Genomic DNA, 24,757 nt, shown 5'->3' on the forward strand with positions numbered 1-24,757 from the left:
ATGGAAAATACCCATATTGCCGTCCAAACACACAACTTCAGTGTTGGTGAACAATATCAATGGCTTGCAGAGTGTGATAGCGATGGAGCCGTCGTGACTTTTACAGGTAAAGTTCGTAATCATAACCTTGGTGATACTGTTGCGGCCTTAACGCTTGAGCATTATCCAGGTATGACAGAAAAAGCCTTAGCAAACATTGTAGTAGAAGCAAGAGAACGTTGGCCTTTGCAGCGTGTGAGTGTGATTCATCGCATTGGTACTTTGCAGCTAGGTGAGGAAATTGTGTTTGTTGGGGTGACAAGTGCGCATCGCAACGCAGCATTTCAAGCCGCTGAGTTTATTATGGATTACTTAAAAACCAAAGCACCATTTTGGAAAAAAGAGACGTTGCCAGATAACGAACGCTGGGTTGAAGCGAAAGAAAGTGACGAAACGTCCGCAAGCCGCTGGTAATCGCACTTTTTCCTCCGAAAAATACGAATTTGCCGAATGGTAATGTCATAATAATGTGTTAGACTTTGGTTAATTTTCTCCGATTGCAGTATTTTTACTGTGTCGATTTTTATTTTAGCAAAAGGGTAACCATCATGGGTCAGTTTGATCAACGTAATGATTCTCTTGTCCAGAGGGCCGAAACTGGCGTTCAGGCATTTATGTCGCAAGTCTATGGTTGGATGACCGTCGGTTTGCTGTTGACAGCATTTGTAGCTTGGTATTCAGTCAGCAGTGGCTTGTATTACACCATTGCGACTAACAAAATTTTATTCTTCGGGATGATCATTGCTGAACTGGGTTTAGTGATGGGTATTTCCTTCTTACTGCAAAGAATTAGCGGAATGATGGCGACGGGCATGTTTATGCTCTATTCATTGTTAACGGGCTTAACTATTTCTGTCATTCTTGCCGCGTATACTGGTGAATCTGTCGCAGGTACCTTTGTTATCACTGCGGTCATGTTTGGTGCATTAAGCTTCTATGGCTACACCACTAAGCGTAGCTTAACAGGAATGGGTAACTTCCTGTTTATGGCGCTGATTGGTATCGTTGTGGCTTCCTTAGTTAACATCTGGCTACAAAGCTCAATGATGTACTGGGTGATCACTTACGGTGGTGTGTTACTGTTTGCTGCGTTAACGGCTTATGACACTCAAAAGCTGAAAGAAATGGGTGCTCAAATTAATGAAGATGACAGAGAAACAATGCGTAAATACTCCATTATGGGGGCGCTGTCTCTGTACTTAGACTTCATCAACTTGTTCCTAATGTTACTGCGTATCTTCGGTGACCGTCGCTAACAGCGAGTGAAACATTCATCACTAGAATGTTTTAGTGAATAAAATTCAAAACCCTTGTTACTTCGGTAGCAAGGGTTTTTTCATAGTAATCGTACTAAAAAATATAATTTTCTTATTATTTGAATGCCAAGCCTGAGTTTAATTAGGCTGCCAAATCGACAGATATTCATCATGGCATTAGGCAATTTTCTTTCTAAAGAGATAATACGCCGCAGAACTGGTGATAATAGCAATAATCAGCAATGGCCATAAACTTTGGAAAACCACTGAAAAATCTGCGTCTTTAAGGTAGATTTGTTTAGTGATTTCAGTGAAATGACGAATTGGGTTAACCCAAGTGATATCTTGTAGCCAAACGGGCATGTTCTCGACTGGGGATATATAACCAGAAAGCAGTACGGCAGGCATCATAAAGACAAACACCCCAATGAAGGCTTGTTGCTGCGTTGAGCACAGCGCTGAAATTAACAAGCCAAAACCCACTAGCGATAGACCATAAAATATCATAGTGGCGTAGAACAGCAGCAGTGAACCTGCAAATGGAATCTGATAACAAAAAATCCCGATAACTAACACAAGGCTTGCTTGGGCTGTCGCCACAATTAATGCAGGCACAGCCTTACCAATAAAAATCTGCCATGTTGTTAATGGGGAAACCAGGAGTTGATCTAGCGTCCCTTGCTCCCGTTCTCGCGCAATGGAAAGGGAGGTCACAATCAGCACGCCAATCGTGGTAATCAGCGCCACCAAAGAGGGCACAATAAACCACTTATAATCTAAGTTTGGGTTGTACCAATTACGAATAACCAACTCACTATTATTGGGTTTGATTTGGTTTTGTGTTAACTCTTGTTGATATTGCATCACAATCTGTTCGACATAATTTGCCGCAATTTGTGAACTGTTTGAGTTGCGACCATCAAGTAACAGCAGCATATTAGCAGGAGTATGTGAGGCGATATCTGCGCTAAAGTTTTGGCTAAAACGCACGGCTAACAGTGCCTTACGGTTATCGAGTGTGTCGCGAACTTCATGTTCACTTTTGACGAGCAACACGTGGGAAAATGCACTGGCTTTAGCTAACCGCTGGGTAAGTTCAACAGAATGTTTGCCGCCATCTTGGTCAAAAATTGCAATGGTGGTATTTGTGACTTCTAGTGTTGCCGCAAGTGGGAACAAAATCATTTGGAAAATCACAGGTAAAATCAAAATAATTCGAGTTTGTGGCTCTTGTAATAATGATTGTAACTCTTTCATAATTAAGGTGTATAAGCGATAAAGCATAGTGCACCTCAATCCAGTCGACGGCGAGTTTTCAGCGCCGTTAGGCCAATAAATAAGATTGCTGATGCAACCAATAATAAGAAATCGACCAGTAACACCCAGTAAATATCCCCTGCAAGGAACAACGTTTGCAAGCTGCTGACAAAGTAACGTGCGGGGATAAAATAAGTTACCCACTGAATGATGGCTGGCATGCTATCAATCTCAAAAATAAATCCAGACAGCATAATTGCAGGTAAAAATGCGGCATTTAATGCTACCATTGCTGCATTAAATTGGTTGCGGGTAATGGTGGATATTAATAGCCCCATGCCAAGGGCCGTAGCAAGATATAGGCTCGTGATAACAAACAGCACCAATAATGACCCGCGGTATGGTACGCCCAGAACAAAGGTTGTAACGAGCATGCAAAGTACCATTACAAAAGAGCCAAGAACTTGGTAAGGTAATAATTTTGAGAGTAATAATTCAGTGCGAGTGATTTGGGTTGAAAGTAAGGCTTCCATTGTGCCGCGTTCCCACTCCCTGGCAATAACCAGTGATGTTAAAATTGCGCCAACCACAGTGATAATAATGCTAATTGCTCCTGGAATAATAAAATGTTGGCTTATTGCTGCCTCATTAAACCAGTAACGCATATTGAGCTCGATTAATGGCGAAACTGTGTTTGCCTGGTTTTCACTTTGTTGCTGCTGCCATATTTGCCAGACACCTTTGGTGTAGGCTTGAACAAAGTTTGCGGTGTTTGGTTCGCTCCCATCGGTAATAATTTGTATCGCTGCATGTCCTTCAGGTTGCAGCAATTGTGCTGAAAAATTTACTGGGATCACGATAATTCCACGAATTTCACCTGCTTGCATTTTGTCGATTAACGCTTTTCGGTTATCACTGATAGTGGCGTCAACAAAAGGAGAGCCCGTAAAGGTATCAACGAGCTCTCGTGCAGGCTGGCTTTGTTGCTCCATTAAAATGCCAAGACGCAATTTACTTGAGTCTAAGTTAATGCCGTAACCAAAAATAAATAGCAGCATCAATGGGATAAGTACTGCAATTAGAGCACTACTGGGGTCGCGTACTATTTGCTTGGTTTCTTTCCAGCACAAGGCTTTTAGCCGACGCCATGAAAAAGAAGAGGCGGCATGATTCATTTAGCCTCCTGTTGTTTGTCGTAATTCATTATAAGTTCGATAAATGCATCTTCCATGGAGGGGTCTGGGTTATCACGAGTAGCAACTTGTTGTTTTAGCTCGTCAGGTGTGCCAGCTGCGATAATTTTACCATGGTAAACAAGCCCTATTCGGTCGCAATATTCTGCTTCATCCATAAAATGTGTGGTGACCATCACGGTCACGCCTTTATCCACCATCCCATTGATATGTAGCCAAAATTCACGACGAGTTAATGGGTCGACGCCTGAAGTGGGTTCATCCAAAAATAAAATATCGGGCTCATGCATGAGTGAGCAGGCAAGGGCAAGGCGCTGTTTATAACCCAAAGGAAGGGAGTCTGTAATTTGATTGATAATTGGCTTGAAGCTAAAGGCATCCACCATTTCTTGGATCTTAGCCGACTGTTTTTTATGATGTAATCCATAAACTCCCGAAAAAAACTTTAGGTTTTGCCCCACTTTTAGATTCCCATAGAGGGAAAATTTCTGCGCCATATAACCAAGGTGCTGCCTGGCTTTATTTGAGCTGGTTTTTAAATCCATACCCAGCACTAAAGCATGTCCCTCAGTGGGCTTCATCAGGGCGCACATCATTTTAAAGGTTGTCGATTTTCCTGCGCCATTGGGGCCTAACAGCCCAAAAATTTCACCGCGTTTGACTTGAAAATTGACGTGATCTGTCGCTGCAAAATCCCCAAATTTTTTGGTGAGATTACGCGCTTCAATCACCGTTTCCTGAGGGTTTGGTGGAATTTGTGGCACAATGGCGGCTAACTCTGAACGGTGAGAAGGGCCGCCGCCAAGAAGGTCAATGAACGCATCTTCAAATCGAGGTTGTGCGGCAATTAGCTTGTTTTCTTGCATATTGAGCGCACTTAACAGACTTTCTTGAGATGCGCCAGGCTTTAGAATCAAGCGAACATAGCGGCCTTGGATAACGCCATCTGTCGTTTCAGGAAGCACTAATGCATTTTGTAATACAGTGCGCTTTTGTGCAGCTGGAACCTCAAGTAAATAGGAGCGCCCCGCCATTTTTTGTGTTAATAACTCAGGTTTGCCAGAATAGAGTAATTGCCCTTTATTAAGAAGCAGTACCTCTTTACATTGTTGGGCTTCATCAAGATATGAAGTGCTCCATAATATTAACATTCCATCATCGGCAAGGGTGTGAACCATCTGCCAAAGTTCACGCCTTGCAATAGGGTCAACGCCAACGCCTGGCTCATCCAATAATAACACTTTGGGCTTACCAAGCAGTGTACAGGCTAAACCTAGCTTTTGTTTCATTCCACCTGAAAGTTTGCCTGCAAGGCGTTGCGTAAAAGGAGAAAGGTTAGTGAATGACAGCAACTGTTGATAGGTTTTTTCGCGCTCTTCGCCAATAACACTGCGCAAATCTGCGTATAAGTCCAAATTCTCTTGAACCGTTAAATCCTCATACAAACCAAACTTTTGAGGCATATAGCCGAGGTTTGCACGCACTGCAATACTGTCTTGAATAGGGTCTAACCCCATCACACGAATATGCCCAGCATCAGGTTTGAGTAGCCCTGCGAGCATACGCATTAATGTCGTTTTTCCTGCGCCATCAGGGCCAACTAACCCTGTGACAGACCCACCGTTGATATCCATTGTGAGACTTTCAACTGCAGGAGAATCTAAGCCGTTAAAGCTTTTTTCGACGCCTTTAAGACTGATGCTGTAATCATCACTCATGACTATTTTTTTACTTCTTGTTATTTGCAAAGTAAATGGTGACAGGCATGCCTTGGCGTAAAGCATCATCTGCATCATCAACAATAATACGTAAACGATAAACCAAATCGGTTCTTAAATCAGGTGTTTGTACACTTTTAGGCGTAAATTCAGCCGTTGGAGAAACAAAGCCAATTGTGCCATGGTATGGTTGATTAGGGCGGCTATCTGTATAGAGGGTAACTTGCGATCCAGGAACAGCGTTGCCAAGGTGTGGTTCACTGATATAAGCGCGTACCCAAACTGGGTGAGTGAGGGTAACACTAAAAATACTGTTTCCTGCACCAACATTAGTGCCTGGTTCAATGGCGCGGGTTAAAATAGTGCCATTGGATGGGGCAATTAGCACGGTGTCTTGTAAATCTAGCTCAGCCTGAGCAACAGCAGCTTCTGCTTGTAACCACTCCCCTCTAGCCGCCGCAATTTCTTCTTGGCGGAAGCCACTTTGGTATTGATTCAATTTGTCTTGGGCGGCTTGAAGAGCTGCAAAAGCTTGATTGCGGTTATTTTTTGCATTATCGAGATCATTGGCAGAAATGACACGAGAAGCTGCTAGGCCTTGTTGGCGTTTATAAAAGTTATCTGCATATTGCCAAGCCGCTTGCCGTTGGGCAACTTCAGCTTCAACTTGGGCAATTTCTTGGGTGCGGTAGCCACTTTCTTTTAGCATTAATTGGGCTTTGGCGCTTTCTCGCACACCTTTAGCTTTATTTAAAGCATTAATGTAAGGCGCATCATCTAATTGACCAAGTTTATCACCGATCGCAATGCGCGCGCCCTCATCAACAGTTAAGGACACGAGCTTGCCAGGTACTCTGAAACTTAAGTTAACCGTTCGTACATCAACATTGCCATATAACGTTAATGTTTTATCTTGTTGAGATTGATAGTAATAATAACCAGAAACTGCAGCACCGATTAATATAACAATAATAAAAACAAAAATAGAACGGCTTTTATTGTTCATCGTTCACCCTAGTTAATCGACAAGAAATGATTCCACTTTAATCAATTAATCATATCACTTTTAAATTTGTTTGCGATGACGTAATCCCGCTAATAATATATTTGTGTGTTCAATAAGAACTTGATTAATAATTTTAAATTCATTTTCATTGATATGTTTCCACCCCGTTTGGCGTAATAAGGTTTCACGAGCGATACGAAATGACAACGTTTCACCTAAAATGGCGTGGGTATGAATAAGTGTTGTGAGGTGATTGGGGTCAGCCCCGATATAAACAGCAATTAAGCGGTTTAAACGAGAATGGATAGGGCCTAAAGCTTGCTCATGAATAATGGTATAAGCTTCGGTGGGGTTAAGTTGTTCTCGCGCTAAAATACGAGAAAAACTTAAGTTTTTCTTTTCAAGCTGAAAGTAATTATACGTTACCACTGTTTTTTGTAACAAATCGAGTGCTTCTTGGGGCGTTTTTTCATTAGCGGATTGATTTAAAAAGCGATCAATGGCAAGAAATACATCATGGAAACTGTCTTTAATATTTTTTGCAATCATCTTCGCGACAGCTAAATAAAGCCCTTCTTTAGAGCCAAAATAGTAGGAAATTGCGGCGATATTTTGCCCTGATGCTTGCGCAATCTTGCGGGTGGTTGCCCCATCAAGCCCTTGTTCTCCATAAACATCCGCAGCTGTAAGTAGTAGTTGTAACTTTGCGTTTTCTCCCCGCAAGGTTGGTGACGAATTTATATTCATAAACATTCCTTTAAATCAGAATTAAATCATACTTTATAAGCTCTAAGTGGCTCTTTATGTTTAAAAGGGGTCATAAACGACAACTCATAGTGTTGTATAAGTATATATACTATATAGAGGGAATTTTATATTAATTTATTACCCAAACTAAATTAATATATTTATCACCATCAAATAATGTTAGAATTTTGCAATGTCGCACGGCAGTTTGCGCTTTTTTCTTCTGACTCACTTCCCCCAGAACTGCCACAATCAATTTGAAGCGGTGAAGCTCGGAGTAATTTAATTTGACAACTTTTTCAGACCTCGCGTTAAACGAGGAAATTTTGCTTGCCATTAATGAGTTAGGCTATGAAAGTCCAACGCCTATTCAACAACAAGCTATCCCCGCAGTGCTTGCAGGAAACGACCTTCTTGCGAGTGCACAAACTGGAACAGGTAAAACAGCAGGCTTTACACTGCCTATTTTACAAAAGCTGGTTTCTAACCCTCGCGGTAATAATCGTAGACCAATCCGTGCACTCATTTTGACGCCAACGAGGGAGCTTGCGGCTCAAGTTGCTGAAAATGTAAAAGAATATAGCCGTCACTTGCGTATTCGTTCATTTGTTGTTTTTGGTGGTGTGAGTATCAATCCGCAGATGATGAAATTGCGTGGTGGGGTAGATATTTTAATTGCTACGCCAGGCCGTTTATTGGATTTAGAGCACCAAAATGCGGTTGATCTTTCTCAGGTCGAAATGTTTGTATTGGATGAAGCTGACCGCATGTTGGATATGGGCTTTATTCACGATATTCGCCGTGTTATCAATAAATTACCGAAAAAACGCCAAAATTTATTGTTTTCAGCAACATTTTCGGATGACATTAAACAGCTAGCAAACAAGTTACTGAATAATCCCGTAACTATTGAAGTTGCCCCTCGAAATTCAGCATCTGAGCAAATAACGCAATACGTTCATTTAGTGGATAAAAAGCGTAAAGCTGAGTTACTGTCATTTATGATTGGTCGTGATGACTGGCAGCAAGTTCTTGTTTTTACAAGAACAAAACACGGAGCAAACCGTTTAGCTGAACATTTGAATAAAGATGGTATTAAAGCGGCGGCTATCCATGGTAATAAGAGCCAAGGTGCACGAACACGCGCTTTAGCGGACTTTAAATCAGGGGATATCCGTGTTTTAGTGGCAACTGATATTGCTGCTCGCGGCCTCGATATTGAGCAGCTGCCTTATGTGGTGAACTTTGAATTACCAAATGTTGCCGAAGACTATGTACACCGTATCGGCCGTACTGGCCGCGCAGATGCAACTGGTATGGCGGTATCATTAGTGTGTATTGATGAGGCTAAACTGCTTAAAGATATTGAAAAACTGCTGAAAAAATCGATCCCATTGATGGCGATTGACGGTTATGAACCCGATCCATCTATTAAAGCAGAGCCGATTCAAAAAACACCACAGCGCAATGAACGCCGCTCTGGTGATAGAAACCATGGCAACAATACTAAGTCTCCACGTCGTAGTCATTCACCAGCTGCGAAAGCCAGTGGTAACAGAGGTTCAGCATCTACATCACCGTGGAAAAGTGCCCAGAAAAAAGTGAGTCAAGGGCGTAAGGATAGCTAGTTACATCAAAAAATGATGTGGCTATTAGTAACATAATGAGTGCACTAAATTTTAAGGGAGTAAGGCTTGGCTTTATTCCCTTAAAATTCACCTTTTATTCTATTGTTTAAACCAATCATTCGATTGATGCCAATCTTCCCAGCTTAATATTAATTTCAGCACGATACTATCTCAGTGATCATCAAATTGAGATGTACAGCATAAGATAACAATATTTTCACAAAATCCCTTTCAAATTTTAATAAAACAAATTAATTTCATCAGTGAATTATCAAAACGGGCATAAACGGGTTTATGCGGGTAAATACGGGCTTTTGTATTTTTCTTTGTATTTGCCCGTATTTGACCGATATGCAAACTATTAAGCGATACAGCATCGCTAAGTTAGGGGGAATTTGTGTTTTCTGAGAGAAAAATCACAGAAAATGGCTTTTTCCCCTGATCCTAACGTTATGAGAAAAACGGCTCAGTAATCATGAATTGATACGGCTATACTCATCCCCATATTGAAAGGGGACAAATATGCTACAACTCGAAAGACATAATGCTATTGTTGCCCTCATTCAAGAACATGGTGCAATGCGTGTTAATGATTTGGCCGAGCGTCTACAGGTATCTCGGGAGACGGTGCGGCGAGATTTAACAGACCTTGAACATCAAGGAATGGTGAATCGAAGCCATGGTGGGGCGTTGTTATCAAATAAGCTAAAAACGTCGTTGATACCCTATTATGCACCTCAAGAAATGCCACCTTCAGTAAAACAAGGCGCATTTCGAGTTCGAACGGCGTTAAATATAGAAAATAAAACACGCATGGCGAAAGTTGCGTTGGATTTTATTCAACCACAGCAAATTATTTTATTAGATGGTAGCAGCAGCAGTTGGTTCTTAGCTAGGCAACTTCCTGAGTTTGAATTAACAGTTGTAACGCCTTCTGTTGCGATTATTCAAACGCTGATGCCGCGGACATCGACGCGTGTCGTCGGGTTAGGTGGGGAATTTTCTGTTGCAGAAGAAGCTTTTTTTGGTGAAACGACAATCAAACAAATTAATGAACAGAATGTCGATACACTATTTTTTTCCTGTCAAGGAATTGATAGAGACAGAGGCATTTATGCGGATAGTGAAGCTCATGCAGCACTCCTTAGGCAAATGTTTTTAATATCGCGTCGAATTATTTTATTAGTTGACCAAAGTAAGTTTGGAAAGATAGGAACAGCTCGAGTTTGTGGATTTGGTGATATTGATCTATTAATTACTGAAAAATTTGATGACCCATTATTCCAAAAAGAAATGACGTGGCATAACGTTAAAGTTATTACGATTAATTAAACTTATAATTAAATAATAAAACTCTGAATTTATATATGTCAGAGGCAGCATTGTATTAAATAAAATATTTATTAGGATGAAAAGATGAAATACTTAATTTCACCGTCTTTAATGTGTATCGATATGATGAAAGTATCTGAGCAATTATCATTTTTAAATGATAATGCGGATATGCTGCATGTGGATATAATGGATGGGCATTATGTCAAGAACTTGGCATTGTCAGTTGATTTTATTCGACAAATCAAACCTTATACACAGCTACCCATTGATGTTCACCTCATGGTAGAACACCCAATGGATTTTATTGATGATTTAATTTCTGTTGGAACTGACAGTATTTCTTTGCATGCGGAAATTATAAGTTCATATGCATTTAGAGTGATTAGTCATATTCGTAATAAGGGCAAAAAAGTTGGGATTGTTTTAAATCCTGCGACAAGTATTGAGGTGTTAAATCCTTATATTCATTTAATTGATAAAGTAACTGTGATGACGGTTGATCCAGGTTATGCAGGGCAAGCGTTTATTCCCGAAATGGTAGAAAAAATCTATGCTTTGAATCAGAAAAAAGCAGAAGGGAATTATTCATTCTTAATTGAGGTTGATGGTTCTTGTAATAAAAATACGTATAAAGCCTTATTAAAAGCAGGTGGGCAAGTTTTAATTATGGGAAGTAGTGGGTTATTTAAAAAAGGTATTCCGCTATCTGAAACATGGCAAACGATGCAAGAAGATATTCTCACCTCACTGAATTATGCTTAGTTTTAAGGATTAATTATGGCAGGAAAAGTATGTGTATTTGGCTCGTTTAACTTTGATATGGTTGCCAGAGTATCTCGTTTCCCATTTCCAGGTGAATCACTTGTCGCAAACAGCAGTATGACAAGTGCAGGTGGAAAAGGAGCAAACCAAGCAACGGCGGCTTTAAAATCAGGTGCAAATGTCCATTATATCGGAAAAATAGGTGAGGACGCTTTTGGGCAATATGCACGTAGGCATCTAAAGTCAGTTGGTTTTAATGCCGTTACCTTATTGGTAACGAATGAAATTTCAACTGGAAATTCACTCGTTTATGTCGCTGAGCGTGATGGTGATGCTGAAAATATGATAGCCGTTGACCCCGGCGCAAATATGACAGTGACAGACGATGAAATCACCCAATGTGAGCCAACAATTTCTTGTGCTGATGTTGTATTAGTGCAATTAGAAAATAATTTACAAGCTATTGAGCGTGTGATTGCTATTGGCAAGGCGAATAATGCTTTTGTCATTTTAAACCCAGCGCCTTGGCAGCCAGTGACGAGTGAGATGTTACAACAGGTTGATTTAATTACACCTAATTCAACAGAGGCATGGCTAATTACAGGGTGCAAAGTGGAAGACTATGAAAGTGCGAGCCAAGCTGCTGACTTAATCCACGCTAAAGGATGTAAAAATGTCATTATCACAATGGGTTCGCTTGGCGCATTGTTATCTGATGATGAAGGGAAAATGATTATTCCGTGTTTCCCTTCACAACCTATTGATACGACTGGTGCTGGAGATGCATTTAATGGTGCGTTAGCGGCGAGATTAGCAATGGGAGATTCAATCCGTTTTGCGACCCGTTTTGCATCTGCCTATGCGGCTGTGAGTGTTGAAAAGCTAGGGGCTGGCACGTTACCTGATTTATCTGAAGTAGAAGAAAGGTTACTCGCTCAGTCTATTTAATCAATTAAATTTAATAATAAAGGCATTAGGAAAATTTAGTTACATAGTTATCAAAATAATAGAAAGCACCATCCCTACATATAAGGTAAATATAATGAAAGCTATTAATAAATTATTGCTTTGTACTATTGTTGTCTCTGCATTTTCAACAGGTTTAGCTAATGCTGAAGATAAAATAAAAATTGGTTTTGCGAATAGAACATTAAATGGCGCATTTTTTAATGGGCTTGATCAATACATGCAAAAGCATGCTAAAGAAAAAGGTTATGAAATAATCACGACAGATGCACGCGGGGATTTAAATAAGCAAATCTCAGATGTAGAGGATATGTTATCTCAAGGAATTAATTATTTAGTTTTAAATCCACAAGATCCAGAAGCAGGTATTCGTATTACGAATATGGCAAAAAATAAAGGTATTCCAACCATTATTTTAGACAGTGATATTCCACTAAGTGCTCCTGTCATAACACGTGTTCAGGCTGATAACGGAAAAAATAATGTCTTAATGGGAGAGTATGCAGTTGATTTATTTGGTAAAAATCAAATGAACTGTGTCTTTATCAGTGGGAATCAAGGTAATTTAGTCGGTGAAGCTCGTCGAGCAAACTTTGTTCGTGGTGTGATGGAAGCGCAACTTAGAAAATATAACCAAACAAATCTAACAGTGTTAAGCCAAGGTTGGGGAAATTGGGACCAGCAAGGTGGTCTTAAAGCGATGGAAGATTTGCTCGTTGCACAGGGAGATAAAATTAACTGCGTTTATACCGAATCTGATGAAATGGTCTTAGGTGCAGTTTTATCTTTGAAAGCCGCAAACAAATTAGATAACGTGAAAATTTTCTCGAATGATGGATATAAAAAAGCACTTGAAGCGATTTCACGTGGTGAATTGCAAGCAACATCTTCAAATAACCCAGATACACTAACATCTGCTGTTATCGATGTTATTGCTAAGCATAAAGCAGGCCAAACAGAATTCCCTGATTATTCTTACATCACGCCAGTTGTCATTAATAAAGATAATGTTAAGAAATATTATGATGAAAAAGCACTGTATTAATTAAGTGCGTGAGGTGCGGTAATAGAATACCGCACCTCTAAAAATCTATCATAGTTAATAAAGCAAAAGGTATTTATGATGGAAGAATATGCAATTGTGACAAAGGGTGTGAAAAAAAGTTTTGGTGGGGTTCATGCCTTAAAAGATATTAACCTTAAAGTTAAGCGGGGTGATATACATGCAATTGTAGGTGAGAATGGAGCCGGAAAATCAACATTAATGAAAATTCTATCTGGCATATATACAAAAGATAGTGGGCAAGTTTTTATTAATGGTGAAGAAGTGAACTTCACGACACCAAAGCAAAGCAGACAACATAAAATTGGTATTATTTACCAAGAACTTGCTATTTCACCTGAGCTAACTGTCGCCGAAAATATTTTTCTGGGGGACCTTGGTTTTGGGAAAGCGACTATAAACCGAAAATTATTAAATAAACGTGCTAGTCATGTTTTAAAAAATTTAGGTTTTGATATTGATCCCACCGTTAAGGCTAAAACACTGAGTGTTGCATATCAACAAATGGTTGAAATAGCGAAGTCATTGGCTCGAGATGTTAATATTTTAATCTTAGATGAGCCTTCAGCTGTACTATCTGAGCGTGAAATTAATATTTTATTTAGCCAATTGAAATTTTTAAAGGCACAAGGTGTCACTATTTTATATATTTCCCATCGGTTAGAAGAAATATTTAGAATTGGGGATGCAATTACGGTTATTAAAGATGGGGAAACGACGAAAGAACTGGATCCTAAAACGTGTACAGAGGACGATATTATTACAGGTATGGTGGGGCGAAGTTTTGAAAATCTATACCCAGTTAAAAATACGCCAAATAATGAGATTGCTTTGCAGGTTGAAAATTTATCCACTAAAAGCTTACTTAATAATATTAATCTTTATGTTAAAAAAGGTGAAATTGTAGGCCTAGCTGGGCTCGTCGGCTCAGGACGCACGGAAATTGCAAGATGCTTATTTGGCATCGATAAAATAATGTCGGGTAGAATCATTAAAGATAATAAAGAAATTATTATTCACCACCCAAGTGATGCAATGAGCAAAGGTATTGGATTAGTTCCAGAAGATAGAAAAATTCAAGGCGCAATTTTATCTAGACCTATTCGTGAAAACATTAGTTTGACAAAGTTACGCTCTATTTGCCAATTAAAAGGTGTTATTCGGGTTAGTAAAGAACGGGCATTAGCGAGCATCTTTAAAGATAAGTTAAAAATTAAATTTAACAATATGGATGACCCAATTTCGAGTTTAAGTGGTGGGAACCAACAAAAAGTCGTTATTGCCAAATGGCTAAATACAAACTGTGATGTATTAATCTTAGATGAACCCACTCGAGGTGTTGATGTTGGCGCTAAAGTTGAAATTTATCACTTAATTAATGAATTAGCGCAAAAAGATTTTTCAGTAATTGTTATTTCATCGGAAATGATTGAAGTCATTTCGCTTTCTCATCGTGTTTACGTTATGAGTGAAGGGCGAATTACCGCTGAGTTACAAGAAAATGAACTATCAGAAGAAAATATCATGCGTCACGCTATTGTCAAACATGAAAAAACAGCTGCAATGGCAAATTAACTCATTTTTAAATGTAGCGCTGTAATCTAAGTTACAGATAAAAATAAAAAGGATACACCATGGAAATATTAGAAAACTCAAATTTGAGTGTGGAAAATAAATCGAACAATCAACCATCTTTATTAAGAAAAATAGCAAAGTTGATCGGCGAGAATTCAACACTACTTGTTTTTATTATCATGCTTGTTGTTGCGGGTTTTTTATCAGATCGGTTTTATAGTGCCGATAATATTACTAACGTATTAAGGCAAAGCGTTCCTCTCGGGCTAGCTACACTAGGTATGCTATTTGTTATTTTAACAGGGGGAATTGATCTATCCGTTGGTGCAATTATGGCCTTAGTTTCTGTGGTTGTTGCATTAATGATCCCTGATATTGGTCTATGGCCCGCATTAGCCGTTGGTATTATTATGGCAACCATTATTGGTGCTTTTGCAGGTATTTTAGTGACCTGGTTTAATATCGCACCATTTATTGCCACATTAGCAATGATGACAATTGCTCGGGGCTTAGGATTGATAATATCAAAAGGACAGCCTGTATTTATTGATGACCCTGCATTAATCGAATTTGGTACTGGTTATTTATTTGGGATTCCTTTACCTGTTTACGTATTTGGTATCTTTATTTTACTAGCTCAATTTTTATATAAGCATACGGTATTTGGTCGTTTAGTGGTTTCAATTGGTTCAAATGAAACGGCAACACGCTTTGCAGGTATTCGAGTTAATTATTACAAGTTAGCTGTTTATGCACTAAGTGGGTTAGCCTGTGGGATTGCAGGAATTTTAGCCACAACAAGAACAGGTGTTGGTTCTCCAGTATTAGCGGTTGGTTTTGAATTAGATGTTATTGCAGCGGTAGTTGTGGGTGGTGCAAGTTTAGCGGGTGGTCGAGGCACTGTTATTAACACGATTATTGGCGTTTTAATTTTAAGTATTATTTCTAATTTGATGAACCTGATGAATATCTCTGGTTATAACCAACAAGTGGTTAAGGGCATCATTATTATTATTGCTGTGATGCTGGAAAGTATTAAATCAAAAGTAAAATTGTAAGAACAATAGGTAGTGAGCTAATAAATAGAGCTTATTTCCTGTAAAAAAATAAGCAAATAATTATCCATTATGGAGAGTGCGATTATGAGTAGTGATATTTTTTCTTTAAAGGGGAAAGTTGCCATTGTCACTGGTGGTAAGCAAGGTATTGGAAAAGTTGTTGCACAATATTTAGCGAATGCAGGTGCTGATATTGCTATTTTTGATCTTGCTGATGCCAGTGATATCGCTGAGCAATTAGAAAAAAATTATCATATCAAAGCAAAAGCCTACCGCTGCAATGTGGTAGACCCTGAAAATGTGAAGGCGTGCATTGAGTCCGTTGGAATTGATTTTGGTACCTTAGATTTATTATTTAATAATGCAGGGATTTGCTTGCATAAACCGGCAGTTGATTGCGCCCCTGACGAGTGGCGTAAAATTGTTGATGTTAATTTAAATGGTGTTTTCTTTGTTGCTCAAGCATTTGCTCGTTATCTGATTAAAAATGATAAACCAGGTAGTATTGTGAACACAGCATCGATGTCTGGGACTATCGTGAATATTCCACAAGAGCAAGCGTCCTATAATGCATCAAAAGCGGCTGTCGTGCATTTAACCAAATCTTTAGCAGTTGAATGGAGCCAGCTTGGTATTCGCGTTAATTCAATTAGCCCTGGCTATATTCGAACTGAAATGACGGCGACGGTAAGACAAGATTGGCAGGATGAATGGGTTAAAATGATCCCATTTAAACGAATGGGAACACCTGAAGAGCTTGCTGGTGCTGTCATTTATTTATTATCTGACGCTGCAAGTTATACCTCTGGTGCTGATTTAATAATCGATGGTTGTTTTACTATCGTTTAATTGTTCATATTTTGAATGAAAAACACCTCAGTAAGTTATACTTATTGAGGTGTTTTTTTGTCATTGCAAAGCATGCTCATTTTTATACTTATTTAGCCAAGAAAATGTATTATAGTCAGCTCAAATTCGTGCCTTTATTTTCCATGTGAACATATTGAGCTATCCCATGGCCAATATGGCCTGTAAAAATTGATTTTTACCTTTGTTGTTTTTGTGAGCCATTTATGCGTGTTTTATTAGCTCCGATGGAAGGAGTTTTAGACCCCCTTGTTCGCTCTTTATTAACTGCGGTCAATGATTATGACCTTTGCATCAGTGAATTTGTGCGAGTTGTTGATACGTTATTACCAGCAAAAACATTTTATCGTTTATGCCCTGAACTCAAATATCAAAGTCGAACATTATCGGGAACCCTTGTGCGCGTTCAAATACTTGGCCAGCACCCACAATGGTTAGCTGAAAATGCTTATCGAGCCATTGAATTAGGGTCATGGGGGGTTGATTTAAATTGTGGTTGTCCTTCAAAAACAGTTAATGGTCACGGTGGTGGTGCAACGTTATTAAAGCAGCCAGATTTAATTTACCAGGCAGCAAAAGCGATGCGTGAAGCTGTACCAAAAGAACTCCCAGTGTCAGTTAAAGTGCGTTTAGGTTGGGATAGTATTTCATTCGCTCATGAAATTGCGGATGCTGTTCAACAAGCTGGGGCAACAGAACTAACGATTCATGGACGTACAAAAGAAGATGGTTATAAAGCCGAGCGTATTAACTGGCAAGCTATTGGTGAAATTCGCCATCGATTATCAATTCCAGTAATAGCGAATGGTGAAATCTGGGATTATGACAGTGCTCAGCGTTGTCTTGAAGTAACAGGCTGCGATGCTGTTATGATTGGCCGAGGTGCACTTAATACCCCAAACCTTAGCCGTGTCATTAAATATAATGAAATTAAGATGCCTTGGGAGCAGGTTGAATCTCTACTACTGAAATACACGGAACTCGAAAAGTTAGGTGATACAGGTCATTACCATGCTGCTCGGATTAAACAATGGTTGGGTTATTTACGCAAAGAATACCAAGAAGCCGATGAATTATTTTCACAGGTTAGGGCGTTGAAAAATGCAGAACAAATTGCAGCGGTAATTATGCGAGTTGTTAACCATTAATTGTAAACAATCCTGTTTAGTTACTATTTTTATTTGCGAATTTCGCTTATAAGGTCTTTACTTAAACTATATGGTAGGTATATCTAATACCTATGATTGCATGCTTTTTTAGCTACTGTTAAATAAAACCTAGTCTTGGGAGGCTTTAGATGGGCGTGATTGCGTGGATTATTTTTGGTTTGATAGCTGGTGTTTTAGCTAAGTGGTTGATGCCTGGCACTTATCATATGGGGTTCATTATGACGACGGTGCTAGGGATTGTTGGGGCAGTCGTTGGTGGTTATATCAGCACGTTTTTTGGCAAAGGTAAGGTTGATGGTTTTAACTTTGGTAGCTTTGTCGTTGCGGTGATTGGTGCCATTGTTGTGCTATTTTTAGCAGGGATATTTGCAAAATAGTCCTTATAGACCAAAAAACTTTCTTAAATAAGCCACTTAAATATGAGTGGCTTATTTATTATATAAGCTAAAAAATCAAGGTTCTATTGGTAAGCCATTATCTTGGCCCCATTCTGCCCATGAGCCGTCATATAGACGTATATTATCGTTACCTAATAGTGTTAACGCCATAAGAACGACAGCGGCTGTCATTCCTGAGCCACAAGTAGTTATTGATGGAGCTTGAATGTCTACGCCTTGCTCTGTAAAGATAGCTTTTAGGTCTTCAGGGGATTTAAATTCGCCATTCGCAACTAACAAGTCCCATGGAACATTTTTACTTCCTGGAATGTGCCCCATGCGTAAACCTGGGCGAGGTTCTGGTGCCTGTGCTAAGAAGCGGGGGGCTGCTCGAGCATCAATAATTTGTATTTGACCTTCGTTAACAACATCAAGAACTTGCTGTTGGTTTAACGCGTTTGTATCTTTACGGGATGCTTTAAATTGCTTGCGTGTAGGAGGTGTCACTTCACCCGATTGTGTTGCAAAGCCTTCAGCTTTCCAAGCTTCGATGCCTCCAGCAAGGATTTTTACGTTTTTGCATCCCATTGTTGTAAATGTCCACCAAGCGCGTGGTGATGAAAATAAATTATTCTGTGAATAAATAATAACTTGAGTGTCATTATCAATTCCCATTGAACCAACTGCTTGGCTAAAGACTTCTGAACTTGGCAGCATATGCGGTAGGTCGCAAGTTTTATCGGCGATTTCATCTTGGTGGAAAAATTGCGCGTTTGGAATATGCTCTTCTAAATAGTGCTGTCGGCAATCATAAGGGGCAGTTGGTGGTGGAGATGAAGCATCAAGTACAATGATATTGCCATCAGATAGGTGTGTATTAAGCCATTGAGGGGTTACAAAATAATCGTTGTACATAAGTTATCTCCGTCCTGGGTTGATAAACCACTTTATACTATTGAACTTGGTTTGGTGCAGGTAGTAATGATGGTGATTGTGGTTGCCCCTGTTCTATCGGGGTTGTGGAGCGAGTGTAGATATTCATCCCTGCAAGGACGATGCCGCCTACGGAACCAAAAGCGCATAATGCGCAAAGTGCGATAACAACCTTTTTCATTTTTTATAGCCTGCGTAGAAATAAGAACCCAAAGTATAACTGGATGAGTGTTGCAAACAAGTTAAAAGCGATTTTTTCTGCCTCTGAGTTGGTGTTTTGCAAAAGGCTTCCCAATTTTTATGTATAATGGGTTTTAATACAGTAGTTTTGCGAAGCGGTTGGCAAAAGTTATTTTTCGTGTTTCCCTGCCGTTGTGGTTTTCGTTACCTTACATCTCACATTTGGTCATCAACGTAATTTATGTCCCTATCAAACAAAATTAAAGAGCAAATAACCCAGTGGTATAAAGGGTTGTCATCACAAATTGATGGGTTTGTTTCCCGAGCGCCGCAGCGCCAAATGATAGCGGAAGTCGCTAAAAACTTAGCGGATGACGGTGGACGTCATTTAGTTATCGAAGCGCCCACTGGGGTAGGAAAAACGCTTTCTTATTTAATTCCAGGTATTGCAGTGGGTAGGGAAGAAGGGAAAACGCTCGTTGTTAGTACAGCGAATGTGGCATTGCAGGATCAAATTTTTAGTAAAGATTTGCCGTTACTGAGCAAAATTATCCCAGATTTAAAATTTACGGGTGCATTTGGGCGTGCACGTTATGTTTGCCCGAGAAATTTAGAGGCTATTTGTGCCGCAGAAGGTGAACAAATTGATTTAATGTTACTGGTGGAAGATAAAACGGAGATAGCCAATAGCGAAGAGCGGGCAATTTGTCAGCAATTACGTAATGACTTCAATTCCTTTATATGGGACGGTTTACGGGATCACCACAAACGGGCTTTTCCAGACAGCTTGTGGCGTAAAGTTAGCACGGACAAAATGAATTGCTTAGGTCGTAATTGCCAGTTCTATCAACGATGCCCATTTTTTATTGCAAGGCGTGAAATTGAAGATGCTGATGTCGTCGTGGCTAATCATGCTCTAGTGATGGCGGCGATGGAAAGCGAATCGGTGTTACCTGATCCTAAAAAATTACTATTAGTTTTGGATGAGGGGCACCATGTACCCGATGTAGCACGTGATGCTTTAGAGGTTGAAGGTGAAATCACATTAGTGCAATTGAATGCGCAAGTGGATAATTTTATGAGTCATGTGGGGCAATATTTAGCGCAGTTTCGGCCAGTGAAGCCCCCTAAATTGGCCAACCCAGACAAGTTACAACAGCATGCTGAAAAGCTGCGTGAGGCATTTCGTGATTTTTCTTTATTAGCAAATGCAGTATTGCCTGAAACCTCAAAAGAAAGTGAGTATCTTTTCCCGCTAGGTGTATTGCCTGAGGCAATGCAACAGTGTTGCCAAGACCTTTTTAAACAAACAGATGCATTAAAAGGTTTAGCTGAATCAATATTGAATGACTTGACGGAGCAAACTGCAAAACAAGACATTGTACGTTTACACCGTTCTATATTAACAACGAGTAGAGCGATGGGCTATTTTGAGAATATGGCAAAACTTTGGCGATTAGCCGCGCTTGAACAAAGTTCAGGCGCGCCAGTTTCGAAATGGTTAAGTCGCCGCTATGAAAAGAATCAGTCGCGTATTTTTATGCATTGCGCGGGCATTCGAGTGAGTGAACAACTACAACATCTATTGTGGCGTAATGTGCCTCATATTGTCATTACATCAGCAACACTTCGCTCCTTAAATAGTTATTCAAGGTTTATGGAATTAACGGGGTTATCGGAAAAAAATGATGACCATTTTGTGACGTTGTCTTCGCCTTTTAATCATGTTGAGCAAGGGAAAATTATTATTCCTCAAATGGAATATGAGCCCACAATAACCACTGAATCGCAACATCTTTCTGAAATGGCAGCATTTTTTCGTGAGCAATTCACCCAAGGTAAGCACCGTGGTGTTTTGGTGTTATTTAGTAGCCAAAGGGCAATGGAAGGGTTTCTTGAACATGTAAAAGACTTGCGCTTGCAATTGTTAGTTCAAGGAGATCAGCCACGTTATCGTTTGGTTGAAACTCACTGTGAAAGAATTAGCAAGGGGCAAGCAAGTGCGTTGGTTGGTTTACAGTCCTTCGCAGAAGGGCTTGATTTAAAAGGTGAGTATTTAACACAGGTGCATATTCATAAAATTGCATTTCCGCCTGTGACCAATCCAGTTATCGTGACTGAAGGGGATTGGTTAAAATCGTTAAAACGCTATCCGTTTGAGGTGCAAAGCTTGCCAAGTGCTTCATTTAATTTAATTCAGCAAGCAGGGCGTTTAATCCGTAGTCATGAATGTTACGGTGAAATTATTATCTATGATAAACGCTTACTGACAAAAAATTATGGTAAACGTTTATTAAATGCTTTACCTGTTTTCCCAATAGAACAACCTGAAATGCCTAAGGTAATAAATAAAAAGTAGAAAGCATTAAATATGTATTAGGTTATAAACAGTAAAAGGCCACAATTAAGTGGCCTTCAGGTCAATTATAATTGACTCTATGGTATGACATTACTCAATATTTGCTTCTAAAAACCAAAGGAATTTATCCATATCACGAGATGCAGCGGTAAACATATCTGCAGTATCTTCATCCTCGACTTCATCAATAGCTTTACGAATATCATTTGCGACAACAGCATAACGGTCTGCGAGCGCTTTTAAATGGTCTTGTACGCTGTGGATATTAATTGGGTAAGCTTCTAATGAAGTAAAGCGGTTAACTTCTTGTGTTGTCCCAATCGCGACCCCTCCTAATTGGACAGCACGCTCTGCAAACTCGTCTAAATGTTCAACTAAAGTGGTTCTAAAACCATCTAACATTTCATGGACAGCAATGAAATTGCGACCACGCATATTCCAGTGAGCTTGTTTTGTCATTAAAGAGAGATCCGTAAAGTGAACAACCATAACATTTAAAATGCCAATGGTTTCTAATTTTACGCTATCTTCCAAGTCGTTACGTGTATATAAAAGTTCAGTTGAAGATGTTTTAAATAATTTAGCTGTGCTCATGGTTCATCCTCTTTTTAAATATTGAAACTGGTTGATAACCTCATCTGTTAATAAATATAAAGTAATCGGTTTAATTTGTCATAGTGTAATAAACGATTAATTTAATAGGCCGATTCGATATGGTTTATTCCACTTGATTTTATTGTGGCTGCTAGGGATTTATTATTTTTTGCAATAAGTGCGATAGGTCAAGGTTATATTAATTTAAAACAATTTTAATAAATAAATATGACAAGAAAATGAAATGTTAATGGCAAGATAACAGGTTAATAAACCGAATGAATAAGTTTATTAACCTAATTAATGCTTCAAAAAACAAGATATTATTTGTTTTTTATGAGACTTCTTCAATTTTTGATTTCGGTGAGGCTGTGGATGTTGACCCGATAGAGGCACAAACAATACACAGCAGAGCCAGCCATTGGGTTAATGTCAGGTGCTCTTGCAAGAAAACAATACCGAGGAATGCGCCCATGCATGGCTCTAGGCTCATTAATGTGCCAAACGTTTTTGCTGGTAGGCGTGTTAAGGCAATCATTTCAAGGGTATAAGGAAATGCTGTCGATAAGATGGCAACGGCTAAAGCGAGGGGTAAAATTGCTGGGTCAAACATCACCTCAAAGCCTGTCTGCATAAGTCCGATAGGGAAGAAAATCAGAGCAGATATAAAGGAACCAACTGCCACGGTTGCTGCGCCGTAACCAGCACCTGCACGTTGGCCAAATATAATGTAAATTCCCCAACATACGCCAGCCCCTAGCGCATAAATAGCGCCGAGTGGGTCGATGGAATTAATGTTATCACCGATAGGTAGCAAAAAGAGTAACCCTGCAATAACCAGCCCAATCCACAAAAAATCGATAGGTCTGCGAGAAGAAAACATTGCAACCGCTAATGGGCCTGTAAATTCCAGTGCGACAGCAATCCCAAGAGGGATGCGCTCAAGTGATAGATAAAATAGGTAATTCATTGTTCCGAGAGATAGCCCATACGTTAACAATGGAACCAATGAGCTTCTTCTAAACTTCAAGCGCCAAGGTTTAAAAATAACAAACAAGATGATGGTGGCCAGCAATAAGCGTAAGCCTGTTACACCTGGAGCGCCGATAAGAGGAAATAGTGTTTTAGCTAAAGAAGCGCCACTTTGAATTGAGGTCATTGCTAGCAATAATAACCCTATTGGTAATAGTGGAAATGCGCTCTTTTTGGTATCGGCAGACATAAATAATAAAACCTCAGAAAAACGTCACTAAGTCAGTAAACACGCGATAACAGTGATTCGTGTTAAATAAAAATTAAAATATTACAATGAAAAATAATTTCACAGGATTATCGCATAAAATAAGACTGCTTTATATTTGTTTATTACCTTATAGCACTCGCTGATGGGGGATAAAATGTGATATAGGGAAATCGATATTGGTTTAGTGAAATAGCAATGGTATAAAAAGAGATTAATAGGGTTTTATTATGGCAAATAATCTGGGTTGAGCTTCTTTAACGCTCCCGTATAATCCTTTTTTTACCAAAAAGTCATAATAAAATGAAAAACGAGGACGTAATGGGAACAATTAAAAGTATTGCAGTATATTGTGGTTCTAGCATGGGTAAACATGAAATCTACCAGCAAAAAGCTATTGAGTTTGCTAAAGAGATGGTCAAGCGTGATATTGCATTAGTATATGGTGGTGCCAGTGTCGGTATCATGGGGACAATCGCAGATACTGTTTTATCGTTAGGTGGAAAGGCAATAGGTGTTATACCGTCATTGCTCGAAGAGCGTGAAATTTCACATAAGAACCTGACTGAACTGTATAAAGTTGAAACAATGCATCAGCGAAAAAATAAAATGATTGAGCTGGCGGATGCTTTTGTTGCTTTACCAGGCGGATATGGCACGTTAGAAGAATATGCGGAAGTGTTTACATGGAGTCAAATTGGCCTGCATACCAAGCCTTGTGCGTTGTTTAATATCAATAATTATTGGCAGCCATTAATTGATATGACAAATAAAATGGCGGATGAAGGTTTTTTACACGAAAAGTATCGTCATATGGCGATTGTCAACGATTCACCAGCAGCGTTAATTGATAGTTTTGAATCTTATATTGCACCACCAGTAAAAACATACGATTAAACTGCGTAAAAATAATGGGAAAATGATGATAAGAGAAGCTACACGTGATGATTTAAATGCTGTTTTATCCCTCTATCAAACCTTGTTTACGGAAATGGCCTTACTTGACTCTGAGCGTATGAAGCCTGCAGAACAATCACAAGAATTTATTGAAAATGCTATTGTTGATGATAAGTTTCATCTATTAGTCGCGGAATTTGAAGGCGAAGTTAAAGGGTTTTGTATTGCCGAGCACCAATCTGCGGCTCCCTATAATTGTATGGTTCCACGGGATTTTGCCTACGTTTTTGATTTGATTGTTTCCCCAGATTCTCGTGGTGAGAAAACAGGGCATCAATTACTTGATGGTATGAAACATTGGGCGAAAAACAAGCAGTTTAGCCACTTGGAGCTATCGGTGTTAGCACAAAACCATAATGCGATTCGTTTTTATGAGCGTGAAGGTCTATCTGAAATTACTCGCACCATGGGCATTAAGTTATAATTTACCTCATGTCGGCCGAAGACGGCCGATATATCCTATTTTACATATAAATTA

General features: G+C 39.4%; 24 protein-coding genes. 15 read left to right on the plus strand and 9 right to left on the minus strand.

Annotation, left to right across the window (positions count from 1 at the left end):
* Both moaE and PSF27_RS00170 read left to right on the plus strand, forming a co-directional pair.
* A complete protein-coding gene (gene moaE / locus PSF27_RS00165; protein WP_206085343.1) occupies nt 1-453 on the plus strand; it encodes a molybdopterin synthase catalytic subunit MoaE in 453 nt (150 codons plus the stop codon).
* 134 nt (nt 454-587) lie between these two features.
* Nucleotides 588-1,295 (plus strand): Bax inhibitor-1/YccA family protein, encoded by a 708-nt coding sequence (locus PSF27_RS00170; RefSeq protein WP_206085344.1) that lies wholly within the window; start codon nt 588-590, stop codon nt 1,293-1,295.
* Between the two features lie 177 nt (nt 1,296-1,472).
* On the opposite strand, the gene PSF27_RS00175 is transcribed toward PSF27_RS00170, so the two are convergent.
* From PSF27_RS00175 to cecR, 5 genes are read right to left on the minus strand one after another with little or no spacing between them, the layout of a single operon-like run.
* Nucleotides 1,473-2,579, minus strand: coding sequence for an ABC transporter permease (locus PSF27_RS00175; protein ID WP_206085345.1), 1,107 nt, complete (start codon nt 2,577-2,579; stop codon nt 1,473-1,475).
* A gap of 8 nt (nt 2,580-2,587) precedes the next feature.
* The gene (locus tag PSF27_RS00180) at nt 2,588-3,727 is read right to left on the minus strand and encodes an ABC transporter permease (protein ID WP_272680617.1); all 1,140 of its coding nucleotides are present in this window, start codon (nt 3,725-3,727) and stop codon (nt 2,588-2,590) included.
* Nucleotides 3,724-5,463 (minus strand): ATP-binding cassette domain-containing protein, encoded by a 1,740-nt coding sequence (locus PSF27_RS00185; RefSeq protein WP_272680618.1) that lies wholly within the window; start codon nt 5,461-5,463, stop codon nt 3,724-3,726. The genes PSF27_RS00180 and PSF27_RS00185 overlap by 4 nt, the downstream gene beginning before the upstream one ends.
* Before the next feature lie 10 nt (nt 5,464-5,473).
* Entirely contained in the window at nt 5,474-6,469 is a 996-nt protein-coding gene (gene hlyD / locus PSF27_RS00190) for a secretion protein HlyD (protein WP_206085348.1), read from the minus strand.
* Between the two features lie 60 nt (nt 6,470-6,529).
* A complete protein-coding gene (gene cecR, locus PSF27_RS00195) occupies nt 6,530-7,222 on the minus strand; it encodes a transcriptional regulator CecR (protein WP_272680619.1) in 693 nt (230 codons plus the stop codon).
* Nucleotides 7,223-7,503: 281 nt separating this feature from the next.
* On the opposite strand from cecR, the gene rhlE reads away from it, so the two are divergent.
* The 10 genes from rhlE (at nt 7,504) to PSF27_RS00245 (ending at nt 18,016) form a co-directional block, all read left to right on the plus strand.
* The gene (gene rhlE, locus PSF27_RS00200; protein ID WP_272680620.1) at nt 7,504-8,844 is read left to right on the plus strand and encodes an ATP-dependent RNA helicase RhlE; all 1,341 of its coding nucleotides are present in this window, start codon (nt 7,504-7,506) and stop codon (nt 8,842-8,844) included.
* Between the two features lie 522 nt (nt 8,845-9,366).
* A complete protein-coding gene (locus tag PSF27_RS00205; protein WP_206085351.1) occupies nt 9,367-10,176 on the plus strand; it encodes a DeoR/GlpR family DNA-binding transcription regulator in 810 nt (269 codons plus the stop codon).
* An 84-nt stretch (nt 10,177-10,260) separates the two neighbouring features.
* Nucleotides 10,261-10,941: a D-allulose 6-phosphate 3-epimerase gene (alsE, locus tag PSF27_RS00210; protein WP_206085352.1), complete on the plus strand. Its 681-nt coding sequence runs from the start codon at nt 10,261-10,263 to the stop codon at nt 10,939-10,941.
* A gap of 15 nt (nt 10,942-10,956) precedes the next feature.
* Nucleotides 10,957-11,889: a ribokinase gene (locus PSF27_RS00215; protein ID WP_206085353.1), complete on the plus strand. Its 933-nt coding sequence runs from the start codon at nt 10,957-10,959 to the stop codon at nt 11,887-11,889.
* A 94-nt stretch (nt 11,890-11,983) separates the two neighbouring features.
* On the plus strand, nt 11,984-12,952 hold the full coding sequence (locus tag PSF27_RS00220; protein ID WP_306803617.1) for a substrate-binding domain-containing protein: 969 nt from the start codon (nt 11,984-11,986) through the stop codon (nt 12,950-12,952).
* A gap of 78 nt (nt 12,953-13,030) precedes the next feature.
* Nucleotides 13,031-14,545, plus strand: a complete 1,515-nt coding sequence (locus tag PSF27_RS00225; protein WP_306803618.1) for a sugar ABC transporter ATP-binding protein — start codon at nt 13,031-13,033, stop codon at nt 14,543-14,545.
* 179 nt (nt 14,546-14,724) lie between these two features.
* The gene (locus PSF27_RS00230; protein ID WP_375084316.1) at nt 14,725-15,603 is read left to right on the plus strand and encodes an ABC transporter permease; all 879 of its coding nucleotides are present in this window, start codon (nt 14,725-14,727) and stop codon (nt 15,601-15,603) included.
* An 84-nt stretch (nt 15,604-15,687) separates the two neighbouring features.
* Complete coding sequence (locus PSF27_RS00235) at nt 15,688-16,452, plus strand: SDR family oxidoreductase (protein ID WP_206085357.1); 765 nt, start codon at nt 15,688-15,690, stop codon at nt 16,450-16,452.
* Between the two features lie 224 nt (nt 16,453-16,676).
* Nucleotides 16,677-17,618 (plus strand): tRNA dihydrouridine(16) synthase DusC, encoded by a 942-nt coding sequence (gene dusC / locus PSF27_RS00240; protein WP_206085358.1) that lies wholly within the window; start codon nt 16,677-16,679, stop codon nt 17,616-17,618.
* A gap of 149 nt (nt 17,619-17,767) precedes the next feature.
* Nucleotides 17,768-18,016, plus strand: coding sequence for a GlsB/YeaQ/YmgE family stress response membrane protein (locus tag PSF27_RS00245; RefSeq protein ID WP_004256598.1), 249 nt, complete (start codon nt 17,768-17,770; stop codon nt 18,014-18,016).
* Between the two features lie 75 nt (nt 18,017-18,091).
* Here the strand turns inward: PSF27_RS00245 and sseA are convergent, their stop codons facing one another.
* Together sseA and PSF27_RS00255 are read right to left on the minus strand one after the other, a co-directional pair.
* Complete coding sequence (sseA, locus tag PSF27_RS00250) at nt 18,092-18,931, minus strand: 3-mercaptopyruvate sulfurtransferase (protein WP_272680623.1); 840 nt, start codon at nt 18,929-18,931, stop codon at nt 18,092-18,094.
* A 37-nt stretch (nt 18,932-18,968) separates the two neighbouring features.
* Nucleotides 18,969-19,130, minus strand: a complete 162-nt coding sequence (locus PSF27_RS00255; RefSeq protein WP_206085360.1) for a hypothetical protein — start codon at nt 19,128-19,130, stop codon at nt 18,969-18,971.
* 240 nt (nt 19,131-19,370) lie between these two features.
* On the opposite strand from PSF27_RS00255, the gene dinG reads away from it, so the two are divergent.
* On the plus strand, nt 19,371-21,488 hold the full coding sequence (gene dinG / locus PSF27_RS00260; protein WP_272538816.1) for an ATP-dependent DNA helicase DinG: 2,118 nt from the start codon (nt 19,371-19,373) through the stop codon (nt 21,486-21,488).
* A 90-nt stretch (nt 21,489-21,578) separates the two neighbouring features.
* Here the strand turns inward: dinG and dps are convergent, their stop codons facing one another.
* Together dps and rhtA are read right to left on the minus strand one after the other, a co-directional pair.
* Nucleotides 21,579-22,082: a DNA starvation/stationary phase protection protein Dps gene (gene dps / locus PSF27_RS00265; RefSeq protein ID WP_206085362.1), complete on the minus strand. Its 504-nt coding sequence runs from the start codon at nt 22,080-22,082 to the stop codon at nt 21,579-21,581.
* Between the two features lie 334 nt (nt 22,083-22,416).
* Nucleotides 22,417-23,304 carry a threonine/homoserine exporter RhtA gene (gene rhtA, locus PSF27_RS00270; RefSeq protein ID WP_206085363.1) on the minus strand — a complete coding sequence of 296 codons (888 nt, stop codon included), beginning with the start codon at nt 23,302-23,304 and terminating at the stop codon, nt 22,417-22,419.
* Nucleotides 23,305-23,643: 339 nt separating this feature from the next.
* Here rhtA and PSF27_RS00275 point away from each other — a divergent pair, with 339 nt between their 5' ends.
* Both PSF27_RS00275 and PSF27_RS00280 read left to right on the plus strand, forming a co-directional pair.
* Nucleotides 23,644-24,219 (plus strand): TIGR00730 family Rossman fold protein, encoded by a 576-nt coding sequence (locus tag PSF27_RS00275; RefSeq protein ID WP_206085364.1) that lies wholly within the window; start codon nt 23,644-23,646, stop codon nt 24,217-24,219.
* Nucleotides 24,220-24,244: 25 nt separating this feature from the next.
* The gene (locus PSF27_RS00280; protein WP_272680663.1) at nt 24,245-24,703 is read left to right on the plus strand and encodes a GNAT family N-acetyltransferase; all 459 of its coding nucleotides are present in this window, start codon (nt 24,245-24,247) and stop codon (nt 24,701-24,703) included.
* The last annotated feature ends 54 nt before the right edge of the window (nt 24,704-24,757 follow it).

Source organism: Providencia sp. PROV129 (genome assembly GCF_028482245.1).
GTDB classification, from domain to species: domain Bacteria; phylum Pseudomonadota; class Gammaproteobacteria; order Enterobacterales; family Enterobacteriaceae; genus Providencia; species Providencia vermicola.